The sequence below is a fragment of the Bacillus carboniphilus genome, assembly GCF_020524035.2.
Lineage (GTDB): Bacteria > Bacillota > Bacilli > Bacillales > JAIVKR01 > Bacillus_CC.
This window is the reverse complement of the sequence record NZ_CP129013.1, coordinates 141,094-162,002: the sequence shown is the minus strand read 5'-3', so window position 1 is coordinate 162,002 and position 20,909 is coordinate 141,094. Positions and strand designations below refer to the sequence as shown.

Below are 20,909 nucleotides of genomic sequence, written 5' to 3'. Positions count from 1 at the left end.
TTTAAAAAAAGATGCCGCCTCTATTTAGACGACATCCATAAAGATCCTTAAGTCATACTGGCTTTTTGCTGATTATTAGTTCGATTCCAAATGACTAAAACAAGAATTAACAACAACAAACAAACGGTAACAAAAATGGTAATGAGAATCGACACAGAAGAAGAAGTATCCCCTGTTTCTTCCAATTCGTCTAACTTTGATGATTCAGGTTGACTAAAGAGTTGTAAATGATCTGCTTTAGCTTTTATCGTATTTGTATCCATTGATTGTTGTTGAAAAAGTTTCCCTTTAATCGCCTCGTTGTGGTTATTCTTATTCCCATCAAAGGTCAAATTCTTTTGTTCTTCAGGAATATCTCCTTTTTCAATGATATTCTTTTGATCATTCATTAAGTTCATATCTTTTTTCTTTTTATTTTGCTTATATTCATTAGGAGATAGGTCATTAATACTGTTACTTGCCTGACATGGAGTCGTGAACATCATACAGCTACATACGACTGCCAATGCCACAATCCATTTACCCCTCATACTCTTCTGTACCTTCATCAACTGGATTATTGCTTCGTCTATCTAAAACCATTTGCAAGACACCTAAAGCAATAATGATCATCGTCAATACGATAGCAGCTTTCGAAAATAACGATTCAGAACCGTATTGAATTGATACATACACTTTGGACATCGGATCCTCAAAAGTAAAATTAGGCGTAGTCAATGCTAATAATGGTGTAACAAAAAGCGCAATAATACCGACTGAGACAAACCATCCCACTAAGCGATTCGTTACAAATGCTACACGAACAATTCCTGATCCAGCCAATAATAGCATGATCGTAAAAATAGTCCACTCTATGGATCGTGATTCTTCTAACGGATAAATATCAAGTCCATAAAGACTAATAAAGAAACCGACGATTAAATTTAATAATAAGAAGATGACACCTTGCATCCATAGGGGTGCATTCTGAAAATAGAAGCTGGTGTAACCAATTAACAAGCTGGATAGTAGAATAATAAACAGAATGACAACCGGCGGTAGATTAGCAGATTGCTTCTCTTCCGGTACATCCCCCTCTACATTTAATGGGCTTGTTAAGAAATCATAAACATAATCATTTGACTGTCCATCCACTGAAGCGTTACCTAAAATGCTGTATACGTCGTCACGGATGAGTTTTGTTGAGGATACATTCGTTGCCCACTTATTATTCAGGACATCAGCATCCGTTTGAACGTTGGTTACTTTCGATTTTAATTCAGTTGAATACGTTACCACATTATTTTGGCTATCGCTGACAGAATCCAAGAAGGAATGGATCGTACTCAACTCACTACCAATTTGTGATTGTGTACTCTCTAATTCCGGTCCTGCTCCGTTTGTTGCAGGAGTAGGAGCTGGTTGTTCAGGCTGCTGGATGCGACTTAATACATCTGATGCCTCTTGATTAATGGATTTTAAGCTTTCCATTAATTTTGTTTGTTCCTCCTCAATTACCTGGTCAAAATCAGCTACAAACAATGTATACGAATCTTGAAGAGCACTAAATGCATCTATATTCGTTGGCATGCGAGTGGACACTTTATCCCAATTTTCTTCTTCTCTTAAAGTCACTTTTAAAATCGTGTTAATTTCCTTGTTTAATTCTTCATCTTGTATAACCGTATCTTTTAAGCCATTATCGACCAACATGCTATCTAGCCTTGCTTCATAACGGTCTAAATAAGCATAATATTGAAGAACATCTATTAATTCGTAATTTTTAATTTCTTTTTCAAAAGTACTAGTAAGCAACTCTTTTCTCGATTCAGAAAGTGCTTGGGAAGTTAGAATAGATTGTTCCTTTTCTTCCACTTTACCAATAACATCTGATAAATTATTACTATACATTTCTAATTGTTTCTTTAGTTCTTCATTTTCCTTTTTTAAACTTTCAATTTCTTCTTTTAATTCACTAACTTCGGTGTTTAAACTGTCCACTTGATCATTAAGTGTATTGATTTCTTCTGCTAATTCCTGTTTTTCATCCTCCAGGTCTTTAATATCACCATTTAAATCAGAAATTGTATTTTCCAACTCTATTTTTTCATTTTCGAGTTCAATGATCTGTTGCTTAAGCTCTTCCACTTCTTCTTCCAAAGGATTTTCAGTTTTGTTCTTATTCTTAAGGTCATCCAGAACTTTACCAACTTTTTCATTAATAGTCCCTAAATCAGAAACTACCTTTTCAATATCCTCTTTTGTTGGTTCTGTTATTTCGTCTAGGTTTTTTATCATTTCCTCAATTTTAGTTTGTATTTCCTCTTCTATTGCCTTTATTTCATCATTTAAATTGTGCCAAGAATATTTCGGTTCATCACTTCCATCTCCTGAGCCGTCTCCTTCTCCATCTCCGGAACCTTCTCCTTCATCATCTCCTGAGCCGTCTCCTTCATCATCTCCGGAACCGTCTCCTTCATCATCTCCAGAACCGTCTCCTTCATCATCTCCTGAGCCGTCTCCTTCTCCATCACCTGAGCCGTCTCCTTCATCATCTCCTGAGCCGTCTCCTTCATCATCTCCTGAGCCGTCTCCTTCTCCATCTCCGGAACCGTCTCCCTCTCCAGAGTCAGTCTCTTCTTTTGTTAACGTTTCATTTAAGTCTACTATACTACCTTCTAGGTCATTCAAAACCGTCGTGTCCTGTAATTGTTGATAAAAATCTAACATTCTTCCTTGAAAGGAGGGGATTTCCCCTAATTGTCTAGCTAATTGCTCATTTCGAATTTCTTTTAAATATACAAAAGCTTCTTCATTACTTTTCAAGCTGTTATATAAATCGATCATATCTCTATCAAACTGATTGCTTTGGTCCAAAAATGAATTTCTCATAACCATATACCGAGGACGTTGATTATCCATTGAATCATTTATCATCTCGATAGATTCGCTTTGCACTTCCGCGAGAAGCTGATTTTGGTTTTCTTGATACTCTTGATATTGGTCTACGAATTGTATGAAGTTATTTAGATTTCTTTCAAAATTTTCAATGGTACTTTCTTGTTCAGGTACTCTTCCTTCAATATCTTGTATGGAACTTTGTAAATTCGTTAACATAGATGTTTGTTGCTCAAGCTGTCCCGCTAAGTCTTTAGAGGTTGGCTTATAAAACTCAAGCATAACCTTTTGAAAATCAACTTCTTTTTGTAAAATTTCATCAAATTCCTCTTTTATGTTCTCCATATCAGTAGAGACATAATTCCAAAATAACGAAGACATTTGTTTGTTTAATCTTTTAGTCGATCTTTCAATTTCTAACAGAGCCTTTTCCTTATTGACCGCATTCAGTTGAGACTGAACTTGGTAATTTAAATTTGATTTCTCTGGTCTTTCCTCATCATATGACATAACTTTATTAGAAAAATCGGATGGAATGTAAACAACTGCGTCATATTTAGCATTTAACAATCCATTTTCGGCTGCACTTCGACCAACTACGGTCCATTCAAAGGAAGAGGAGTCTTGTAGAATTGAAGGGACTTGTTCTCCAAATTTAAGTGTGTCACCTTCTACCTCTGCACCCGCATCTTCATTTACGACGGCGATCGTTTGAGTTGCCTTTTCTTCTGTTTGAAATGGATTTCCACCAATCCATTGAAAAAACAGAACTGGAGTAGCAATAATCAACATCACTGATAGGATCAGTACGAGTATACTAACCTTTTTTTTCATGCGTGTACTTTCCTTTCCATTACCATAAGTGGTATTTGAATTTTCGTCTCTTTTCCATTTTCAACATAGTATCCATAACCCGGTTGAATATCTGGTTCTTTTCGATCATAAGAGAGTGTATATAACGTTTGCTCTGACTTCTTCATCAAGACAATTGCTTGACGAATTTGTTTTATTTCAGCTGTAAACGCATCATAGCCTTTCGTTAGTTCGTTGTTGCTTCCCGATACAATCACATGGAACCCTAAATGCGAGTAGTTTTTCATATAACGCGATAAGCGATCTTGTAAACTTGCATCTAACGTTTGCGAAAACCTCGTATAACCATCCACTAATAACATAATAGGAGCGAACTTCGGTAACGCTTTTCTTTGTTGAACAGATTCACTATACTGTTCTTCCCTTAGCTTAAACATTTCTTCTACCTTGTCGAGCCATTCTGTAATCTGTTCTTTATTTTCCATATAAACGATACGATCTTCATTCATCAAATCAGTCAGTCCGCGATCAATCGAATCGAAGACGGCAATTTGATCACTACCTCTTGATAAAGCTTCGTATGCTAAAACCTTTAATACATTCGTTTTTCCTTTTTGTGCTTGCCCTAGCACTAAGCAATGTTTTGTTTTTTGAAAGTTGACATAAACAGGCTTAACAGTCTCTTCGCTTAAACCAATCGGAATTAAATCTCTTTCTTCAGCTAAGCCAATAAATTGACTAAAGTTGCTCGTTGTTAATTCCGTTGGCAGCATTGGTACTGGTTCAGGCTGTATGCATTGTGCATATGATAGTTTCAAAGTCTCAATTTCTTCTTTTAAAAGATTCAGCTGTTCATAATCATCTTTTCCTTCAGTAGGAAGAAGAACTTGAGAGAAATAGGCTGTATCTTTTTTAATGGCTGCTCGACCTGGAATTGGTTCAAGTGAAAAAGGTAGACGCCCAAGAATATTGAAGGCCTCTGTACTATCCATTAAATAATGAACGATTTTTGTTTTTAAGTTATTCATTAAGGCTTGTCTTACCGAGTTTACTCTTGTAGCTGTCACAAACATATACACACCTAATGATTGTCCATCCCTAGCAAATTGATTAATTTGCGTTTCAAGGTCTTGCATTTCATCTTTGACTATATCGAAATTGTCAACTGTGATATAAATAATCGGCAATTTTTCTTTACTCATCGTGTTATACATTTTAATAGAACTAACTTGCTCAGCTTGGAAAAGACGTTTTCTTCGAGCTAACTCATCTTCTAAAATTCCTATAAACTTCTCAATCTTCCTTCCTTCATCCATCAAGAAGTAGTCTGCAGTATGCGGCAGTTCCTTCAAAGGTAACAACCCGCCATTTCCAAAGTCTAATAAATAATAATTCACTTCCTCAGGTGATAGCTGTGAGGCCATTCCCATCAGTAGCGTAATGATCGTTTGTGTTTTTCCATACCCTGACGATCCAAATATCCCAACGTTCCCATCTTCAACTAATTCATAGGCAAAAGCAGATTGGCTTTGTTTTTCTGGCTCATCGATCATAGAATAGATGACTTTATTGTTTTCTCCTTGAGTAAACTGTTGTCGATAAATACGATTCTCTAATGGAGGCAACCAAGGACTAGAAAGTTTCTTTATGTTCATTTCTTGTTGCACTTCTTCTATTCGATCCACAATCGCATCAATTTCTGTCACGGATTCTTTCTGATGACTTTGTTCTGAAGAAACTTCAGATAAGGGAATTAATCCTAGATCTGTTACAATCGCAACTTCATCTTCTGTTTCAAATGTTTCATCGGAATAAGGTGCTCCGCTCCATGCAGATTGAAATAAGTCATATACTTCGTTATTCCCAACTTGCAAATAACCTCTACCGGTGACTGTAATGGAAGCAGCTGTCTCCATTCTTTAATATTTCGCGGCTATCTTCCACATTTTGTACTTTTAGCGCCACACGAAAGCGAGCATTACTCCAGATTTGATTATCAATGACTCCACCCGGTTTTTGGGTAGCTAATATAAGATGTACCCCTAAACTACGGCCGATTCGAGCCGCACTCACAAGCTCTTTAATAAATTCTGGTTCCTCACTTTTTAATTCTGCAAACTCATCCGAAATCAAGAACAAATGGGGTAGAGGCTCTTCAGCCTTCCCTTGCTTGTATTGCTTTGTATAATCATTAATGTGATTGACTTCGAAACGGTCAAATAATCGCTGCCTTTTTTTCAGTTCACTCTTGATCGATGCAAGCGCTCTCGTGGTAAAGTTTTTACTTCCCTCGATATTGGTAATCGTCCCTAATAAATGAGGAATATTTTTAAACGGTTGCGCCATTCCTCCACCTTTATAGTCGATTAACAAGAAGGCCACCTCATGCGGATGAAAATGAACAGCAAGGGATAAAATATACGACTGTAGAAATTCACTTTTACCAGAACCTGTTGTACCCGCTAACAATCCATGAGGTCCATGTGCTTTTTCATGTAAATTTAAGTCTACAATATCTTCTTTTCCCTTTAATCCAACTGGAACGGCAAGAGTTTTGGACGATTCGTTTGATAACCAGTTGTTTTCAATCGGTACATCGTTAACATCACTCACCTTGAGCATTTCTAAAAAGGAAACACTAGATGGAATAGAGTTGCTCATTCCTCTTTGATGGTTCAACGTCCTTAACAATCTAGCAAAATCTTCATTCCCATTTAGATGATGGCCGTCCAAATCAAAAGGCATTTTCACCGCTTTTTTATCTTGAATTAAAATGTCCCCTTGCTGCTTGTTAATGTATCGAATAAGAGTATGAATATTATCTGCTAAGCTCTCTTTTGCTTCTGCAGCAAAGATAACAGACATTCCTAAATGGGTATACTCTCCCTCTAAATACTCCAAGATGACATGCTCAGATATGAGCTGATAATTCGTTACAATAAATACAAAATGGGGCATAAAACGAACATCTTCCGCATCCTCTTCAAGATCTCTTTCACGAAGAACTTCATAGATTGAAGAAAGAATTTGATCACGCGTCTTTTCGTTATATATAAATCCTTTCGCAAAAGACTGCGGAAGTTGAAAATGTGGAAGCCACTTCATCCATTCCCACTCTTGATACTCCTTCTCATCAAAAATAAACACAAAGCGTACATCATGATAACTATGAAAGAACGCTAATTGACCAATTAATTGATGGATTTCCGTTTTATAAACTGATTCTTTCCCAATCAGTCCAATCGCACCTTTATGGAGGTCTGCAGTGACTGGTAAATTTTCAATCGTTGAATACACGGATTGAAGCTTTTGTGATTCTTCTAAAAGTTCATCCATCTCCCTGTTCGACATATCGGAAGAACTACTTGAGATCGTGTAACTTGATGGAACTGTTCCAATTCCTAAACGAAATTGAAGAAAATCTGGACTTTCAATCGTTCGCTCCCATAGTCTATCCGTGACTTGGGATGTGAGATACTTCATTCTTTCAAAAGATGGAAAATGAAACTGAAGTACATGCGTCTGTTTGTTTGCCAATTCTTGAAGTTCTTCTCTTTTACTCTCCAAGTATTGCGTATAAACTCTTTTTCTTTTTTCTTTTTCCTTCTTCTGCTTACTCTTATCTTTAAAATATTGTACCGTTGACGTCACTAATGTCGTCATAAACATGACAATGGATATAATAATGTAAATACCTCGTGGGATTACGAGGGCCACAATAGTCATAACAATTAACATCATGAGAGGCGGCAAAATAATCATCCATAAGCTTCTTCCTGAATCCGATGATTCTTGACTTGGAAATGAAAGCTGAACTTTATCTTCTGGAAGATCATAGACCATTCTTGGTGTCCGCCTATAGTTAGGGTATTTCTTTTTCATTTCAGATGACGGAGGTTGCGCTTCAATTAAACTTGTTTGAAAAGAATCCTTACAAACCACCTCAATTAAGTCTTCCTCCACAAGCGTAAAAATCATAAAATCAAAGAACAGCACATCGCCAATATTCAATCTTTTGTTTCTGTTTAGTTGTTGCCCGTTCAAATAGACATGAGTAGACTCAGAAACATTTACTTGCCATTTTTTTTGACTGTTCTTTGTTAAATAAAACGTCCCTTTTTGGAAACCATGATGCTCTTTATAAAACGTTGCTTCTTCCTCTTTATTTGACACAAAAATTTCTTCTTGATTACCAATATAGTAATAATGCTTTTCTTCCGGGTAAGAAGTTAAAACTATTGTCAATGTTTGATCACCATCAGTTAGCGTTTCCTGTTGATTAACAGAAATGGTTCTCTCCTCTTTGCCTTCTTGTTGAAGAGTAAAAAAATCTTCCTCTAAATGAAGGGTTAGGGGACTAAACGCTTTCGATAATGTGGGGATCGTAATTGAATTGAGAAACTGAGTCCCAATGGTCAATTGTTTATGTTTATCTTTTTTCACCTTTAAGTATTGGTACTGATTATCATAGAAAACCCATAAGGTTTGCATTGGATCACCACTTCTTCTTATTTCTTAAAATAAGGTTATTCATCTGTATCCGTTGTTTGTTTATCTTCTTGTTTTTCTTTCTCTTCTACCTGATCTTCCTCAGAAGTTTCTGATTCTTTGTTATCCTGATTTTCTGAGGATTCTGTTGTAGCCGGTTGTTGTTCTGATTGATCCTGGCCTTGACTATCTTGAGATTGACTTTCTTCCTCCGCTTTTTTTTCTTCTTCTAACGCTTTCATTTCTTCTTCATACTCTTCAATTTCTCTTTCAATCGAATCTAACTCTTGTTGTCTTTCTTCACTTTCAAGACTATCATCCGATTTTACTTGTTCACTATATTTCAATAGACCGAAAAGGATTAAGTCACGATCCTCTAAAAACCTCGCTTCTTCTAAAGCTTCTTCCGCTTGTCCTCTTCCGATATAAATCCAGTAATGATAGTAACGAGGATCTGACTGAAGAGAAATCGTATTTAGAACATTGTCCCTTTGTGATTCTGTTAACGATTCATTCATAATGTAAGACAACGCTAATTGATATTGAGTAACTGTGGGAATGTCATCTACATCATAAGACTGGATCTCTGTTACCACATCACTATACTTGTCCAAAAGAAAATTCTCTTGGGCAGCAACCACTCTATCATGTTTTGGGTTGATAAAGATTAATGAAAATATTGAATAAATAAGAGCTGGGATTAAACAGATTGAAATACCTAATAAAATATACCGGTTCGTTTTCCATTTCTTTTTACTAACACTTAAAAACTGGGATTCTCGTTGTTTTTCTTCCTTAATATACTTAGTGACTAAATCCTCCATTTGATCCATTGAAGTTGCTTTCATAATAGACTTAGTCTTAGTAGATAGTTTTAACGTTTCATGATAACTAAAATATTGATCAAATGTATATTGTTGATCAATAATAGCGGCAACCGTTGCCTTTGTTTCTTTTAATAAAAGAGCCTCATCCGTTTCATATGGAGGAAGGCTTTCCATCACACCAAAATGCAAAAAGTAAGGTGTTAACCCTTGGCTAAAGACAATGTTCTCTGGACAAACAACTAGATGCAATCTTTTTAATGTGTGACTTTTTACTTTTTGGATAAGCTGATACGCACAAAGCAATCGTTCTTTTTCATTTGCCTTCAATTGAACAGAAAATGAATCTGGCATTGTATAGATCATCACCAATTCGTCTTCTTCCATCTTAATTTCTTTTTGAATGTCGGAATTGATTCCCTTTAAAAAAGAAATTTCACTCACTTCGTCAAGTTTTAATTTTTCTTTTTGAAACGTAAAGACAATATTTTTATCCTCTTTACGAACAACTGCTTCCAGTTTCTCCTGCAAATATGATCCATTCTTTTCTGACATTCTATGGCTCTCCTTTTTGGTACAAGTTCAAAGCAGTTTCAATGGAATAAATGAATCTATTACTTTTGATCAATAAGTCATAAAATCTCGATGCGGTCCCCAGACAAAATCCCTGCATCCGCCAACTTTATATTTCCCGGAACTACTTGGTTTTTATTAGTTATGCGAACCCAATAACCATCTCTAGGTTGTGCAGATAGCTTTTGAGACTGCCATACAAAATCAACAAGCTTTTTAACCGTGTGGTAGTTCGATAACCGAAGGTCTACCTTTTTATCTTTCTCATATTGATTCAAATCAACGGTTATTTCTATGTACACATGAATCACCTCATGAGGAAGGAGCGCCTAATCGGAATAGGCGCTCCTTCTTTTTCTTTAAAGTTAGATCGTAAAAAATTAACCGCGAATTTGGCTAGCGATTTGAGCATCTGCATCTTCAAGAGCTTTACCCGTACTAGATAATTGTCTAGATACGTCAGCAAGCAGTTCTTGCATTTGTTCGATTGAAGGTCTTAATTCTTCATATTGATGAGCAAATGCTCGACTTGCTTCCCCTTCCCACATATCTTGAAGCTCAGAAATCATAGAATTCAGACGTGAAATTTGCTCACCTACACTATTACTTTCATCTTGATAACGTGTTGACATTGCTTCTAATTCTTGCGGGGTAACCTTAATAACACCTGACATTCAATCCATCTCCTTTTATAATAGTAATATGGTAATCATCTATTTTGAATTATGAATACCTAATGTTAAATATGAAGGTGTTTGTAAACACCAACTATTTTATGTGATTATATTTTGAATCACTTCCAGTAATATACTAATACAGAATTACCTTTAAATGCAATTGTTTCAGGAAAAATCATACTATATAACTAATTTAATATACTTTATTAGTCAAATTGTCATATATGGTAATTAGGTAAAGATAGGTGATTAGAGTGATTGTTTTCTATAGCAATCTTCGATTGCACAAATTGAGCATATATCCTTATTAGGAACCTAAGTTTAGGCTAATTGTGATGCCCCTACTTTAATAAAGACATAGGGTAACGTTTCATCACCAGAAATCACGTGAAAAAATGGAGTCGCTTGATTTAATTGATGTTGTTCCATATAGGCTAACAACATAGAATAGGCTACTTCAGTTGTTTTCTCAAATTGATCATAAAGACAAATCGAAAGCATATCTTCTACTGCAAAATAACTATGTAAATGCATTCCGTTCTTCTGATCGATATCATCTTCTTCAATGGGCATAAAAAACTCTGCATTGACCATTTCATCCATTGGCACATTGTTAATCGAATAAAATAACGGTCCTTTAATGTGAATTTGAAGCTGAACCATTTCTTCTAAAAATTGCTTTATAATATCATCCACTTTTTTATAGTGAAAACGGTACTTTTTTGAAACAACATTAGTAAAACGAATAGAATCAGTCGGGTTAATCATCGTCATTCCCCCTTTATAATCGGAGCATAAATATCAATGATTCCTTCTCCATAAACATCTAAATAAATATGATAGAATGGTTCAGCTAATGTGAAATGATAATTCTCTGCTGCAAGTTTGATAAGGTCATAGGAAGCTTCTATGTCCTCATCCATATCGGCATGTCTAAAAGCTAAGCCATCCTCAAAAGACCATTCTTTATAAAATTGATATTTGTCATTCGATTCTAGTTCAATCTCCATATTGATTGGAGTGAAAAATGTATAATCCGCTTCATTTTGTGATACATCTAAGTTGGAGACTTGATAAATAACTGGACCCGTACTATAAAGTTCATTTTTAATGATTGCATTTCGAAATTCTCTTGCTACAAGATACCATTCATCCGTTTTACACCTAGATGTCGTACTAATCACATTATGAAAAACGAGCGGGGCTCTTTTTATCTTCATTTCTTTTTTCTCCTTGCTTTTTTTGGATTACCTTTCTTACTTGCTTTTCCGCGTTGTGAGGGATTTTTAGCCATTATTACTTCTCTAGGTGTATCTTTCAATGCAGGTTTTGGTCTCGGAACATGAAACGATTCAAACCTAAATTTACCATAAGTAACTAGAAAAAACTCTGGGATCGCGAATGCTATTGTGTATTGTAGAACAACTGCTGAAAAGAGAAAAAAATAAACAACTCCAGCCTGTGCTAATAAACTAGCAGAATCAGATAATGTTCTCGCAATTGCTCCCCCCATCATGGTCGCTCCAAAAATAATGGGCAAACTAACATAGGTTTTTGATTCACTAAAGTTATATAATCCTTTTCCACCTTCACGAAAATGTCCTTGTTGCACTCTTTTAATTCCTCGCATTGTGGAAATAACCATATAGAGTATTCCACCTATGCATAAAAACAAAGTATATAGAAAGATATGATCTGGAAAATATTCAGCTTCACTGAAAACAATTAAAAAAACATAAGTATCTAATGACATTTTAACTGCAACAACACTATTAAATAAAGATTGAGATTTTTGGAATTTATAAGAAATAGACTCCTTGGAAAACAGAAGAGTAAAAATAAATTGTATTACGAGACTAACAATACAAACAGTGGCAAAAATCGACCATTTAGAATTCAATGGATTATCAGCACCATAAACACCATAGATAAAAATACCATTGATTAAACTACCAAAAGCAAAGGCTCCCCATAAAAACATAGGAGCACTTGTTGGATGCATCCGATCAAATGCTACATCTTCAAGTAAGTAAAAATCTTCTTGGCTATACCGCTTTAACATAAACTACTCCTGAACGAATAAAATACTTTATCTAGTTTCTTTTGTTATTAGGAGTAAATCTCCTACTATTTTTCTTTCTGATTCGCGAACCTTTCATTTCACAAACAGTACAATTAAAAGTAAAAAATATACTATTAACCCATTTTACACCTTAAAGAAATGCTAATGACATTGTGAAAACTGGGACGCACTCTTTTTATCTTCATTTCTTCTTTTTCTTTGCTTTTTTTTGATTACCTTTCTTACTTGCTTTTCCGCGTTGTGCGGGATTTTTAGCCATTATTACTTCTCTAGGTGTATCTTTCAATTCAGGTTTTGGCATCGGAACATAAAAAGATTCAAATCTGAATTTACCATAAGTAACTAGAAAAAATTCTGGGATCGCGAATGCGATTGTATATTGTAGAATAACAGCTAATAAGAGAGTAAAATAAACTGATGCAGACTGCGCTAATAAACTAGCAGAATCAGATAAGGTTCTCGCAATCGCTCCCCCCATCATGGTCACTCCAAAAATAATGGGCAAACTTACATAGGTTTTCGATTCACTAAGGTTATATAATCCTTTTCCACCTTGACGAAACTGCCCTTGTTGCACTCTTTTAATTCCTCGAATTGTGGAAATAACCATTAAGATTAACCCACCAATACACAGTACTATTGCAGTAGGTATGAAATAATTTGGTATAAAATCATTTTGGCTGAAGACTGTGATAGCTAAATACATATCTAGTGACATTTTAATAGCAAATAAACTTACGAAAATTGATTGTGTATTTTGAAACCTAAACGAGATGGTCTGTTTAGAATAAAAAAGAGCAATACTAAATTGCAAAGCGAGAACTATAATAGAAATATTAGCGAAATTATTCCAAAAATTAGATATAGGATAATCAGCTCCATACACTGCAAAAGCTATTACACTAGTCATCACGCCACTAAAAAAAGAAACAACCCACAAAAATGATGAAGCTCTTATTGGATTTAACCGGCTTCTTGCAACTGATTTAAGTTGATAAAAATCTTCTTCTTGACATTGTTTTAACATAAAATCCTCCTAAACTACCAAAATACTTTATCTAGTTTGTTTCCTATACTACAAGTCAAATTTCCTACTGCATCTACAGTCTTACTAGCCACTTCCCTTACTGTATCTACAGTCTCGTTGGCGACATCCTTTGTTACATCGACCACACTTTTTGGTGGCTCAGTCCAAGATATTTTTAAATTTATTACTGCGTAGATGCCTGCACCAGCAACAGCACCGACTGCTGTACCCAGTGGAGGAAGAAAAAATGATCCTGCTGCAGCTCCTAAAGCCATTGCCCCTGCGCCAGCAACTAAATCAACAGATGTATCAACTGCGAATTTTTTCATCTTTTCACCATCATTAAATTCCCATTGACCTGTCTTCTCATTATAAAGTGTGCCTGTCGCATTATCATAGAACGTCAGACCTATACCAGCTATACCTGTACTTTTCCCTAATTTAGTTAATTTTGAGCCACCCTTCCACCCCTTAAAACTTTCCCATATTTTCATTTCTTCCTTAAAAGTTGTCCCTGCAACTTTTAAAAATGACTCGTCCAAACGCTGGACATATTTAGTAAGATCATCAAATTGACTGTTAATAAATTTACTACTACTATTTCGAAACCTTTTTAGTACATTTTCATCATAAAGTGGAACCCCTTTTTCCATTAATTGAGCAACAAAATTGCGATCCCATTTCCACTTTCCACCTAAGTTTTGTTGTAGTTGTTTCCGATATTTCTCGTACTCTCTCAGGGTAAGAATTTCGTTATTTTTATTCTTAATTTTAATATAAATTTTGCCATCTTCTTTAAACATCTTGAAGCTAAGGTCTCCCACCTTCAGTAGTTTACCAGAATTCATCAAGGCAGCACCAAAGCTAATAGTCGTGTTTCGAAGTAAAGTTATTAGGTCATATTCTTCCAATATTTTTCCGATCATTTTTTCATCAATATTTTTTGAAAAGCCTTTGCAACTCGGTTTGGCTTAATAAAGCACCCTTCCTTGATATGTTGACAACTTTACTAGTCGATTCGTGCACTTTTTGTAGATCGTCTTCCGCAATCTTTAGACTTTCTTCGCTATTTGCATCTAACTCTCTCAAACCTTCTAACGTTTTTTCCATTTGCTGTTTAGAGTCACTAACCGTTTGATTAAATTGGTAGAGGTTAATTGATGTTGTATGCATTAAATCATTAACTGTATTCAAATGTTTATTAATATCATCCACGAAGTCATGCGTCATTTGTTCCACTTTATTTATACCGTTACTAACATCTTGCTCAATAAAATCTTCCCTGATGAATCCATTTCCTGATTCATAAGATTCTACAAGGCTTTTAATTTGCTGGAGATTTTCAATATAAGAATCAATAAATGTCTCAAAGGAGATTAGAATGGGAACATGAACTAGAATGAAGTTCTCTTTAATGGCTTCTCCGCCTTTCCCCGTTAGAGAATTATCTAAGTTAACCACTTTATTAATTGCATCACTTATGGATTGAAGATCTTCTCTTTCTTCTTGCTTTTTACTTATGATTTTATCGATTCCATTTGTCACTTCTGAAACGTTTAAAACCTTCATTTAATCATTTTTCCTCCTAAGCTTTTTTCATATTCGATAAAATCCGAGATACTCGACGTAGCCGCCTCTTCAACCCTTAATAAGAATGTTTTGTATTGATTGATTAGTTGATAATAAGTAGACTCCATACTCTCTATTTTGTTAATAAAATCTAGTTTGGATTGATCGAAAGTCACGCCTGAATCTGTTGTATTTAACTCGCCAGTTCTTGATTTGAGTTCATTAAATGCTGCTTCAACATCACTTTGTTTTATGTTAATATCCGCCATAAAGATCCACCCCCTAATTTACTTTTAAAATAGACTGAGTCGATAGTTAATCGATGAAATGCTATTGGAATATCCCTCATTCATACTTGCTAATTCATCTATTTTGTTTTCGATATCTGTTATAATCTCCTCTACCTGTTCTGTATTTATAGACCTATAAGATTGTTCCATATCTGCCCGAAAGTCCATCAATTCATTGGCGTGTTTTCCAACCCATTCTGATGAAAGATCGGGCTCTGAAATAAGTGTTTTCTTTGACCAAAAATCTTCTTGGTCATGAGTAATTCTTGTCTTCGCCATCTTCAGACGCTGTATTTTTTCAAGGTTATTTTGAATTTTGTTTTGAAGGACAGTTCTATCACTTTTCAAATTGTTGATTAATCTTTTATCTTCCTCCAATGTGTTCACCTCACTTTGGGAATTTAATAATGTAACAATAATATTTTTAAAGATCACTCCAATAGCATTACATTCCTCTAACATCATTAAAAATCATCAACATTCACTATATCATGGAATAAAATTGAAAGAATCAGACAGACTATTTATTTTTCCCATAGAATTTTTAGGACTATCATCCTAAAATATCCTATAAATCGATTAGAACACCCACAAATTGAACTGATTCGTTATATTACCTTGAAAACATGATTTTTAATTCACCTACCTCTCAATAGGAATATTATCCAAGTCCATTATCCTGTTGCCTCTTTTCAAGAATATAAAGTAAAATAGATTGAATCATTATTTAGATAAACGAAACATTAGAAAGGTGCAATGCCCCCGTTTAGCGACAACTGATTATGAAAGCGGGCAAAGTTCAGTCAGGATTTGTGACTAACGATGATTCTAGGCCATCATAGGTCTTTTTGAACAACCTCTATCAGAAAGGAACAAATACATGTTAAGAAATAAAAATATACTCATCTTGTTAAGTGGGGAATTGATTGCGGGGCTTGGATTGTGGCTTGGGATTATTGGCAACCTTGAGTTTTTACAAGCACATGTCCCTTCTGACTTCTTAAAGTCTGTCATTCTAGCAGTAGGGTTACTTGCTGGAATTGCGGTGGGTCCTTTAGCAGGAAGATTAACAGATCAAATCAATAAGAAATCCATTATGCTTGTATCCGGATTTATCCGAACGATTAGTGTCACGTTTATGTTCGTCGCCTTATACACCGAATCGATATGGTGGATGATTATTTTTCTTATCCTTATTCAAATTAGTGCAGCCTTTTACTTTCCAGCACTTCAATCGGCTATCCCATTAGTTGTAGAGGAGAAAGATTTACTGAAGATCAACGGAATTTATATGAATGTTTCGACACTCTCTAGAATTGTCGGAACAGCTTTAGCAGGTGTTCTATTAGTAATCTTGTCCCTTTACCAAATTTATTTTTTATCACTCATTGCCTATTTAATTTTATTTACATTAACCTTCTTTTTAAATATAGAAGAAAACAAAGAGGAGCAGAAAGAAGACGAGCGAGAGAAGAAAGAGAAAAAAGGCTTTACAGAGGTTTTAACCGTGATAAAAGACATGCCTGTCATAGCAGTCATTTTTATTTTATCGATGGTTCCTTTCCTATTTATAGGGGGGATTTAATCTCATTGTCATTAACATTAGCGAACTACAAAATAACCCTGGTATTAAAGCGTGGTTTTATACATCTGAAGGGGTTGCCTTAATGTTAGGATCCTTTCTTGTTAAATACATTAACCGAAAACTATCAAACTATACGATTATCTTTTCTTTTTCGTTTGTCGTGGCTCTTGCACACTTACTTCTCTATTTTTCGTCTAGTTCTTTTATTTCGATTCTCGCGTTTAGTTTATTTGGTTTTGCAGCAGGAAGCTTATTCCCAACTGCGTATACCATTTTTCAAAAAGAAATTCCAAAACACTTTCATGGTCGGTTTTTCTCATTTAAAAACATGGTTGATCGAATTGTTTTCCAAGTTGTTTTACTATCAACAGGTTTCTTTCTCGATGTCATCGGGTTAGAAAATATGAACCTTTTGTTTGGCTTCATTTCAATTGTTTGTACACTTACTTTATTGAACAAGTTTAAAAGAGCAAAATTAACTGAACGAGAAGTGCAAAAAAACCTATTCACGGGATAAATCCCCATAAATAGGTTTTTTCATTTTTCTAAACGGGTTAAAAAGCGCTTTGTCTCAGCATTAAACTTCCTATCATGTACATTTTTTACTTCCTATTTTTTTCGCTGGTTCGAAACAGCTTATCTTTGGCATCTTTTACTGCTTTCTTAGATCTTTCTGATGTGTTATTCACAACATCATTTCCAAAGCTCGATGCATTCTTTATTGTATTAGTTGTAGCATCTGTCGCTTTTCCTATTAAACCATCTTTACCCACTATAGACTTGGATATTTCGTTTGCCGTATCTGCAGTCTTATGAACGAATTCATTTGCTTCATTTGATGTTTTTGACAGAATACCTTTTTGATCATGACTTCGTTTTTCAGAAATTTGAATCTCCTCCTTTAAAGTCATTACACATTAAATCTATGTTTTGAAACAATGAATATTCATTAAAGGCCAAATATAGATAATCACTCATTTAAAATCCACAAGTAAACAAGCTTCAAAGATAAAAAAAGTCCACAACCCATTGGTTGTGAACTTTTTTTACGAATAATTTATTGTTCTAACGACCCATAAAGATCTTCTAAAGGCTTCATAATAATCTTATTAAGCTCTTGAATCGTTTGGCTCATTTTTTGCTCTGCTTGCATTAATTTCATAATTAAATCATGTTGCTGTACTAATTGTACAGACTTCTCTGCTTGCTGCACTTCTTCTTCTGAAATTTCTTCGCCACTCATTTGTTTTTGTTGCAGGTTCATCTGTAGCTGACGGAAGTTTTCAAACATACGATTAGCAGACTCATCCGCGTTTACTTCATCATAAAGTTTCTTCAATTCTTTGTAATCATCACTTTCACGTAACGTCTTTTCTAAATCATAAGCTACATCATATAAATTCATCGCCATTTCAAGGCCTCCTAAACCATTATTAAAACACACCATACCACTATAACAGACTATACTATATCTTTCATCCTTATGAAGGTATTCTTATTTGTATTCCTCAAATAAAGGAAACGATCATCGCTTGAACGAAACCTATGAGGCCTCCTAATAAGGCACCGAGGTATGTAATCATTTTTAGTTCTTTTTTTTGCAATCGATAATACCATTTCTTCTAGCTCTTCCAATTCAAAAGCTTCTACTTGTTCCGTCACCATTTGATCAATCTTTAACCCTTGGATGAGTTTCTCTGCTTGATGAATGATCATCTGATTTATAGTTCGAATCACCGTTACTGTGCCTTTTTCAACGGCTTCCTCATAAAAAGAACTTGTTAAATCGCGAACCGGACGATAAAGGATTTCTTTCAGATCAATCTTACGAACGACAAATTCCGTTACTTCCTTTCTTATCGGAGATAAATTAGGGACTAATTCCCCAAGAGGCTGCTCTTGCACTCGCTCCCATTCTTTATAAAGAAAGGACTGTAACATGTCCTTCGTTCCTTGGCTATTTAGAAATTTAATGATTTCCGGCTGAATGCGGTCGACTAAGTTGCTATTCCCGATAAACATTTGAACCATAGCAGCAATTTTACCTTTGTCAGCAAAAAAGTCATCCACTAGCTGTCCAAGTTTCTCTTCTCCTTCAGATGACTGAAAATAGGTCATACCTTTTTCAATGATCATCTCAACAACCTTGCCAATATAATAGTCACGATCGATTTGAGAAGGAAGAAGATCTTTTATGCGGTTATCTTCATGTAGCCAACCATTGATTTTTTTTTGCACAAAATGGACCATTTGATTTTCAAGTTTATCATCTAATTGTTCAATCGACATTTTTTCAGCCAATTGATAAATAGACTGATCACTCGTTAACCATTCAGCGATCTTTTTTTCAACGAGTAAGGTTAATTTTTCTTTAAATAACTCACTTTGAAACCTTTTCATAAACACATCATAGGTTAATAAATGATCAACAACCATTCGTCCTAATTGAACGGCTAGTTCATCCCTTCTTTTCGGGATTAAACCCGGTGTAAAAGGAACCCGCTTTCCAAAAATATATAGAGCCTTATATGGACGAAAAAGCATTTTGATCGCTAAAGAATTTGTGACACCGCCAATAACGGATCCGATAATAACCATGAATAAGATTAAAAAAGCAATTTCCATAGTCTACTCCCTACTTTGCACGAATTATAATGAAATTACATATGTTAGATTGTAATAAAAGCTAACCTCTATTATAAAACGAACCTATACAATGAGCAAACGAGGGTGGATCATGATCATTACAAAAACATCTCTTCGAAAACTAAAAAGCGAGAGGAATACCTCAACTGTTGCTATTAGTACACCTTTAGCTTCTTTGATCAGCCTAGGCAATAAAAACAATTGCCGTATGAAGATAGGTGGTCATACTATACTTGTTTCTATCGTATGTATAAATGAAACAGATAGTTGTATCTATATCTCAAACGACCTCATCAACTTATTTTCTCTCCCATTTCATCCTATTGATATTCACCTTCGTTATGATGAAAAAATAAATGTCATTGAAATGGGTCCTGTTATTGCCATTGTGACAGAAGTTGTTTCCTCTAGTACTCAAAGGGTCCACTTTGGCAACATTCATGATTTTTGTATTGAAATGCATGAGGAGTGTTTAAAAAGAGGGGCTCTATTTTATGTTACATCGATGAGCTCTCTGGCAACAGAAGAAAAAAGAATAGAAGGCTATATTTTCGACAATGAGAAATGGACATTAACACCTGTCCCCTATCCTTCCATCGTTCACAATCGTATTCATTCAAGAAGAATGGAGCAATCAGTCAAGTTTAGAAAATTGCTACAAAAATTACATTACGGGCAAACACCTATTTTTAACGAACGGTTTTTAAATAAATGGGAAGTGCATGAATTACTCTTAAATCAAACTCACTTACTCCCATATCTTCCTCAAACAGAAAGAATTTTGTCACAACAACAATGGGACATCTATGTCAATGACTTTGAAAAAGTATATTTGAAGCCGATCTATGGAAGCCAAGGAAAAAAAATAATGGTGATAAAGAAAACAGAGAACGGTCAGTTCATTCAAGTGAATCAAGACGATTCACAAGAACCAATCAATCAAAATGAAATGTATGAAAAAATATATCCTACTGTAAAAAAAAGAACCTTATATTATTCAGAAGGCCATCAAGCTCATTCAATACCATAATCGACCGGTGGATTTTCGAATTTTATGTCATCAAAGACAGCTGCATAAGTGGACAATTACCTCTTCCATCGCTAGAGTTTCCGCTGAAAATCAAATTGTTTCGAATCTTGCTCAAGGTGGTCAATTATATAAAACCTCAACCTTACTTAACACCTTGTTTGATGAAAAAAAAGCGTACCATATTAGGAAGCTACTTCATGAAGTAGCAAGTGAGATTGTTTATGCGATTTCGCAAAATGCAGAAGGAATTTATGCTGAATTAGGAGTAGATTTAGCTATTGATGAAGATGGGAAACCATGGGTGATCGAAGTGAATACAAAGCCTTCGAAACTAACCGAAATGGCCAATCATCAATCCAGAATAAGACCTTCAGCTAAGGCTATCATTGATACTTGTTTTCTATTCAGCTCATTTAAGGAGAGGTAA

20 protein-coding genes and 1 pseudogene are annotated in these 20,909 nt (G+C 35.0%); 4 read left to right on the top strand and 17 right to left on the bottom strand.

The window, feature by feature from the left end; translation table 11 throughout:
• Positions 1 to 47 precede the first annotated feature (47 nt).
• The 14 genes and pseudogenes from essA to LC087_RS00780 form a co-directional block, all read right to left on the bottom strand.
• Positions 48 to 530, bottom strand: a complete 483-nt coding sequence (gene essA / locus LC087_RS00845) for a type VII secretion protein EssA (RefSeq protein WP_226539351.1) — start codon at positions 528 to 530, stop codon at positions 48 to 50.
• Entirely contained in the window at positions 520 to 3,711 is a 3,192-nt protein-coding gene (esaA, locus tag LC087_RS00840) for a type VII secretion protein EsaA (RefSeq protein WP_226539352.1), read from the bottom strand. The genes essA and esaA overlap by 11 nt, the downstream gene beginning before the upstream one ends.
• Positions 3,708 to 8,181: pseudogene (gene essC / locus LC087_RS00835) on the bottom strand (type VII secretion protein EssC). The gene esaA and the pseudogene essC overlap by 4 nt, the downstream one beginning before the upstream one ends.
• A 35-nt stretch (positions 8,182 to 8,216) precedes the next feature.
• Positions 8,217 to 9,557, bottom strand: coding sequence for a type VII secretion protein EssB (gene essB / locus LC087_RS00830; RefSeq protein ID WP_306019818.1), 1,341 nt, complete (start codon positions 9,555 to 9,557; stop codon positions 8,217 to 8,219).
• Between the two features lie 77 nt (positions 9,558 to 9,634).
• Positions 9,635 to 9,877 carry an ESX secretion system protein YukD gene (locus LC087_RS00825; RefSeq protein WP_226539355.1) on the bottom strand — a complete coding sequence of 81 codons (243 nt, stop codon included), beginning with the start codon at positions 9,875 to 9,877 and terminating at the stop codon, positions 9,635 to 9,637.
• 78 nt (positions 9,878 to 9,955) lie between these two features.
• The gene (locus LC087_RS00820; protein WP_226539356.1) at positions 9,956 to 10,249 is read right to left on the bottom strand and encodes a WXG100 family type VII secretion target; all 294 of its coding nucleotides are present in this window, start codon (positions 10,247 to 10,249) and stop codon (positions 9,956 to 9,958) included.
• 324 nt (positions 10,250 to 10,573) lie between these two features.
• Entirely contained in the window at positions 10,574 to 11,020 is a 447-nt protein-coding gene (locus LC087_RS00815) for a DUF5085 family protein (protein ID WP_226539357.1), read from the bottom strand.
• 2 nt (positions 11,021 to 11,022) lie between these two features.
• Positions 11,023 to 11,472: a DUF5085 family protein gene (locus LC087_RS00810; protein WP_306019817.1), complete on the bottom strand. Its 450-nt coding sequence runs from the start codon at positions 11,470 to 11,472 to the stop codon at positions 11,023 to 11,025.
• The gene (locus LC087_RS00805) at positions 11,469 to 12,314 is read right to left on the bottom strand and encodes a hypothetical protein (protein ID WP_226539359.1); all 846 of its coding nucleotides are present in this window, start codon (positions 12,312 to 12,314) and stop codon (positions 11,469 to 11,471) included. The genes LC087_RS00810 and LC087_RS00805 overlap by 4 nt, the downstream gene beginning before the upstream one ends.
• Positions 12,315 to 12,516: 202 nt before the next feature.
• Entirely contained in the window at positions 12,517 to 13,362 is an 846-nt protein-coding gene (locus tag LC087_RS00800; protein ID WP_226539360.1) for a hypothetical protein, read from the bottom strand.
• 14 nt (positions 13,363 to 13,376) lie between these two features.
• Positions 13,377 to 14,210, bottom strand: a complete 834-nt coding sequence (locus tag LC087_RS00795; RefSeq protein WP_306019816.1) for a hypothetical protein — start codon at positions 14,208 to 14,210, stop codon at positions 13,377 to 13,379.
• Between the two features lie 85 nt (positions 14,211 to 14,295).
• A complete protein-coding gene (locus LC087_RS00790; protein ID WP_306019815.1) occupies positions 14,296 to 14,931 on the bottom strand; it encodes an LXG domain-containing protein in 636 nt (211 codons plus the stop codon).
• Complete coding sequence (locus tag LC087_RS00785; RefSeq protein ID WP_226539362.1) at positions 14,928 to 15,200, bottom strand: DUF5344 family protein; 273 nt, start codon at positions 15,198 to 15,200, stop codon at positions 14,928 to 14,930. The genes LC087_RS00790 and LC087_RS00785 overlap by 4 nt, the downstream gene beginning before the upstream one ends.
• A gap of 24 nt (positions 15,201 to 15,224) precedes the next feature.
• Positions 15,225 to 15,599 (bottom strand): YwqH-like family protein, encoded by a 375-nt coding sequence (locus LC087_RS00780; protein WP_306019814.1) that lies wholly within the window; start codon positions 15,597 to 15,599, stop codon positions 15,225 to 15,227.
• 502 nt (positions 15,600 to 16,101) lie between these two features.
• Between LC087_RS00780 and LC087_RS00775 the strand changes: the two genes are divergently transcribed.
• Both LC087_RS00775 and LC087_RS00770 read left to right on the top strand, forming a co-directional pair.
• Positions 16,102 to 16,806, top strand: a complete 705-nt coding sequence (locus LC087_RS00775) for an MFS transporter (protein ID WP_306019813.1) — start codon at positions 16,102 to 16,104, stop codon at positions 16,804 to 16,806.
• Between the two features lie 4 nt (positions 16,807 to 16,810).
• A complete protein-coding gene (locus LC087_RS00770; RefSeq protein ID WP_306020723.1) occupies positions 16,811 to 17,323 on the top strand; it encodes an MFS transporter in 513 nt (170 codons plus the stop codon).
• 85 nt (positions 17,324 to 17,408) lie between these two features.
• On the opposite strand, the gene LC087_RS00765 is transcribed toward LC087_RS00770, so the two are convergent.
• The 3 genes from LC087_RS00765 to LC087_RS00755 form a co-directional block, all read right to left on the bottom strand.
• A complete protein-coding gene (locus tag LC087_RS00765) occupies positions 17,409 to 17,717 on the bottom strand; it encodes a hypothetical protein (protein ID WP_226539364.1) in 309 nt (102 codons plus the stop codon).
• Between the two features lie 146 nt (positions 17,718 to 17,863).
• Positions 17,864 to 18,217 (bottom strand): YlbF/YmcA family competence regulator, encoded by a 354-nt coding sequence (locus tag LC087_RS00760; protein WP_226539365.1) that lies wholly within the window; start codon positions 18,215 to 18,217, stop codon positions 17,864 to 17,866.
• A gap of 50 nt (positions 18,218 to 18,267) precedes the next feature.
• Positions 18,268 to 19,431, bottom strand: coding sequence for a DUF445 family protein (locus LC087_RS00755; RefSeq protein ID WP_306019812.1), 1,164 nt, complete (start codon positions 19,429 to 19,431; stop codon positions 18,268 to 18,270).
• A gap of 112 nt (positions 19,432 to 19,543) precedes the next feature.
• Between LC087_RS00755 and LC087_RS00750 the strand changes: the two genes are divergently transcribed.
• Both LC087_RS00750 and LC087_RS00745 read left to right on the top strand, forming a co-directional pair.
• On the top strand, positions 19,544 to 20,482 hold the full coding sequence (locus LC087_RS00750) for a YheC/YheD family protein (RefSeq protein ID WP_306019811.1): 939 nt from the start codon (positions 19,544 to 19,546) through the stop codon (positions 20,480 to 20,482).
• Between the two features lie 7 nt (positions 20,483 to 20,489).
• A complete protein-coding gene (locus tag LC087_RS00745; RefSeq protein ID WP_306019810.1) occupies positions 20,490 to 20,909 on the top strand; it encodes a YheC/YheD family protein in 420 nt (139 codons plus the stop codon).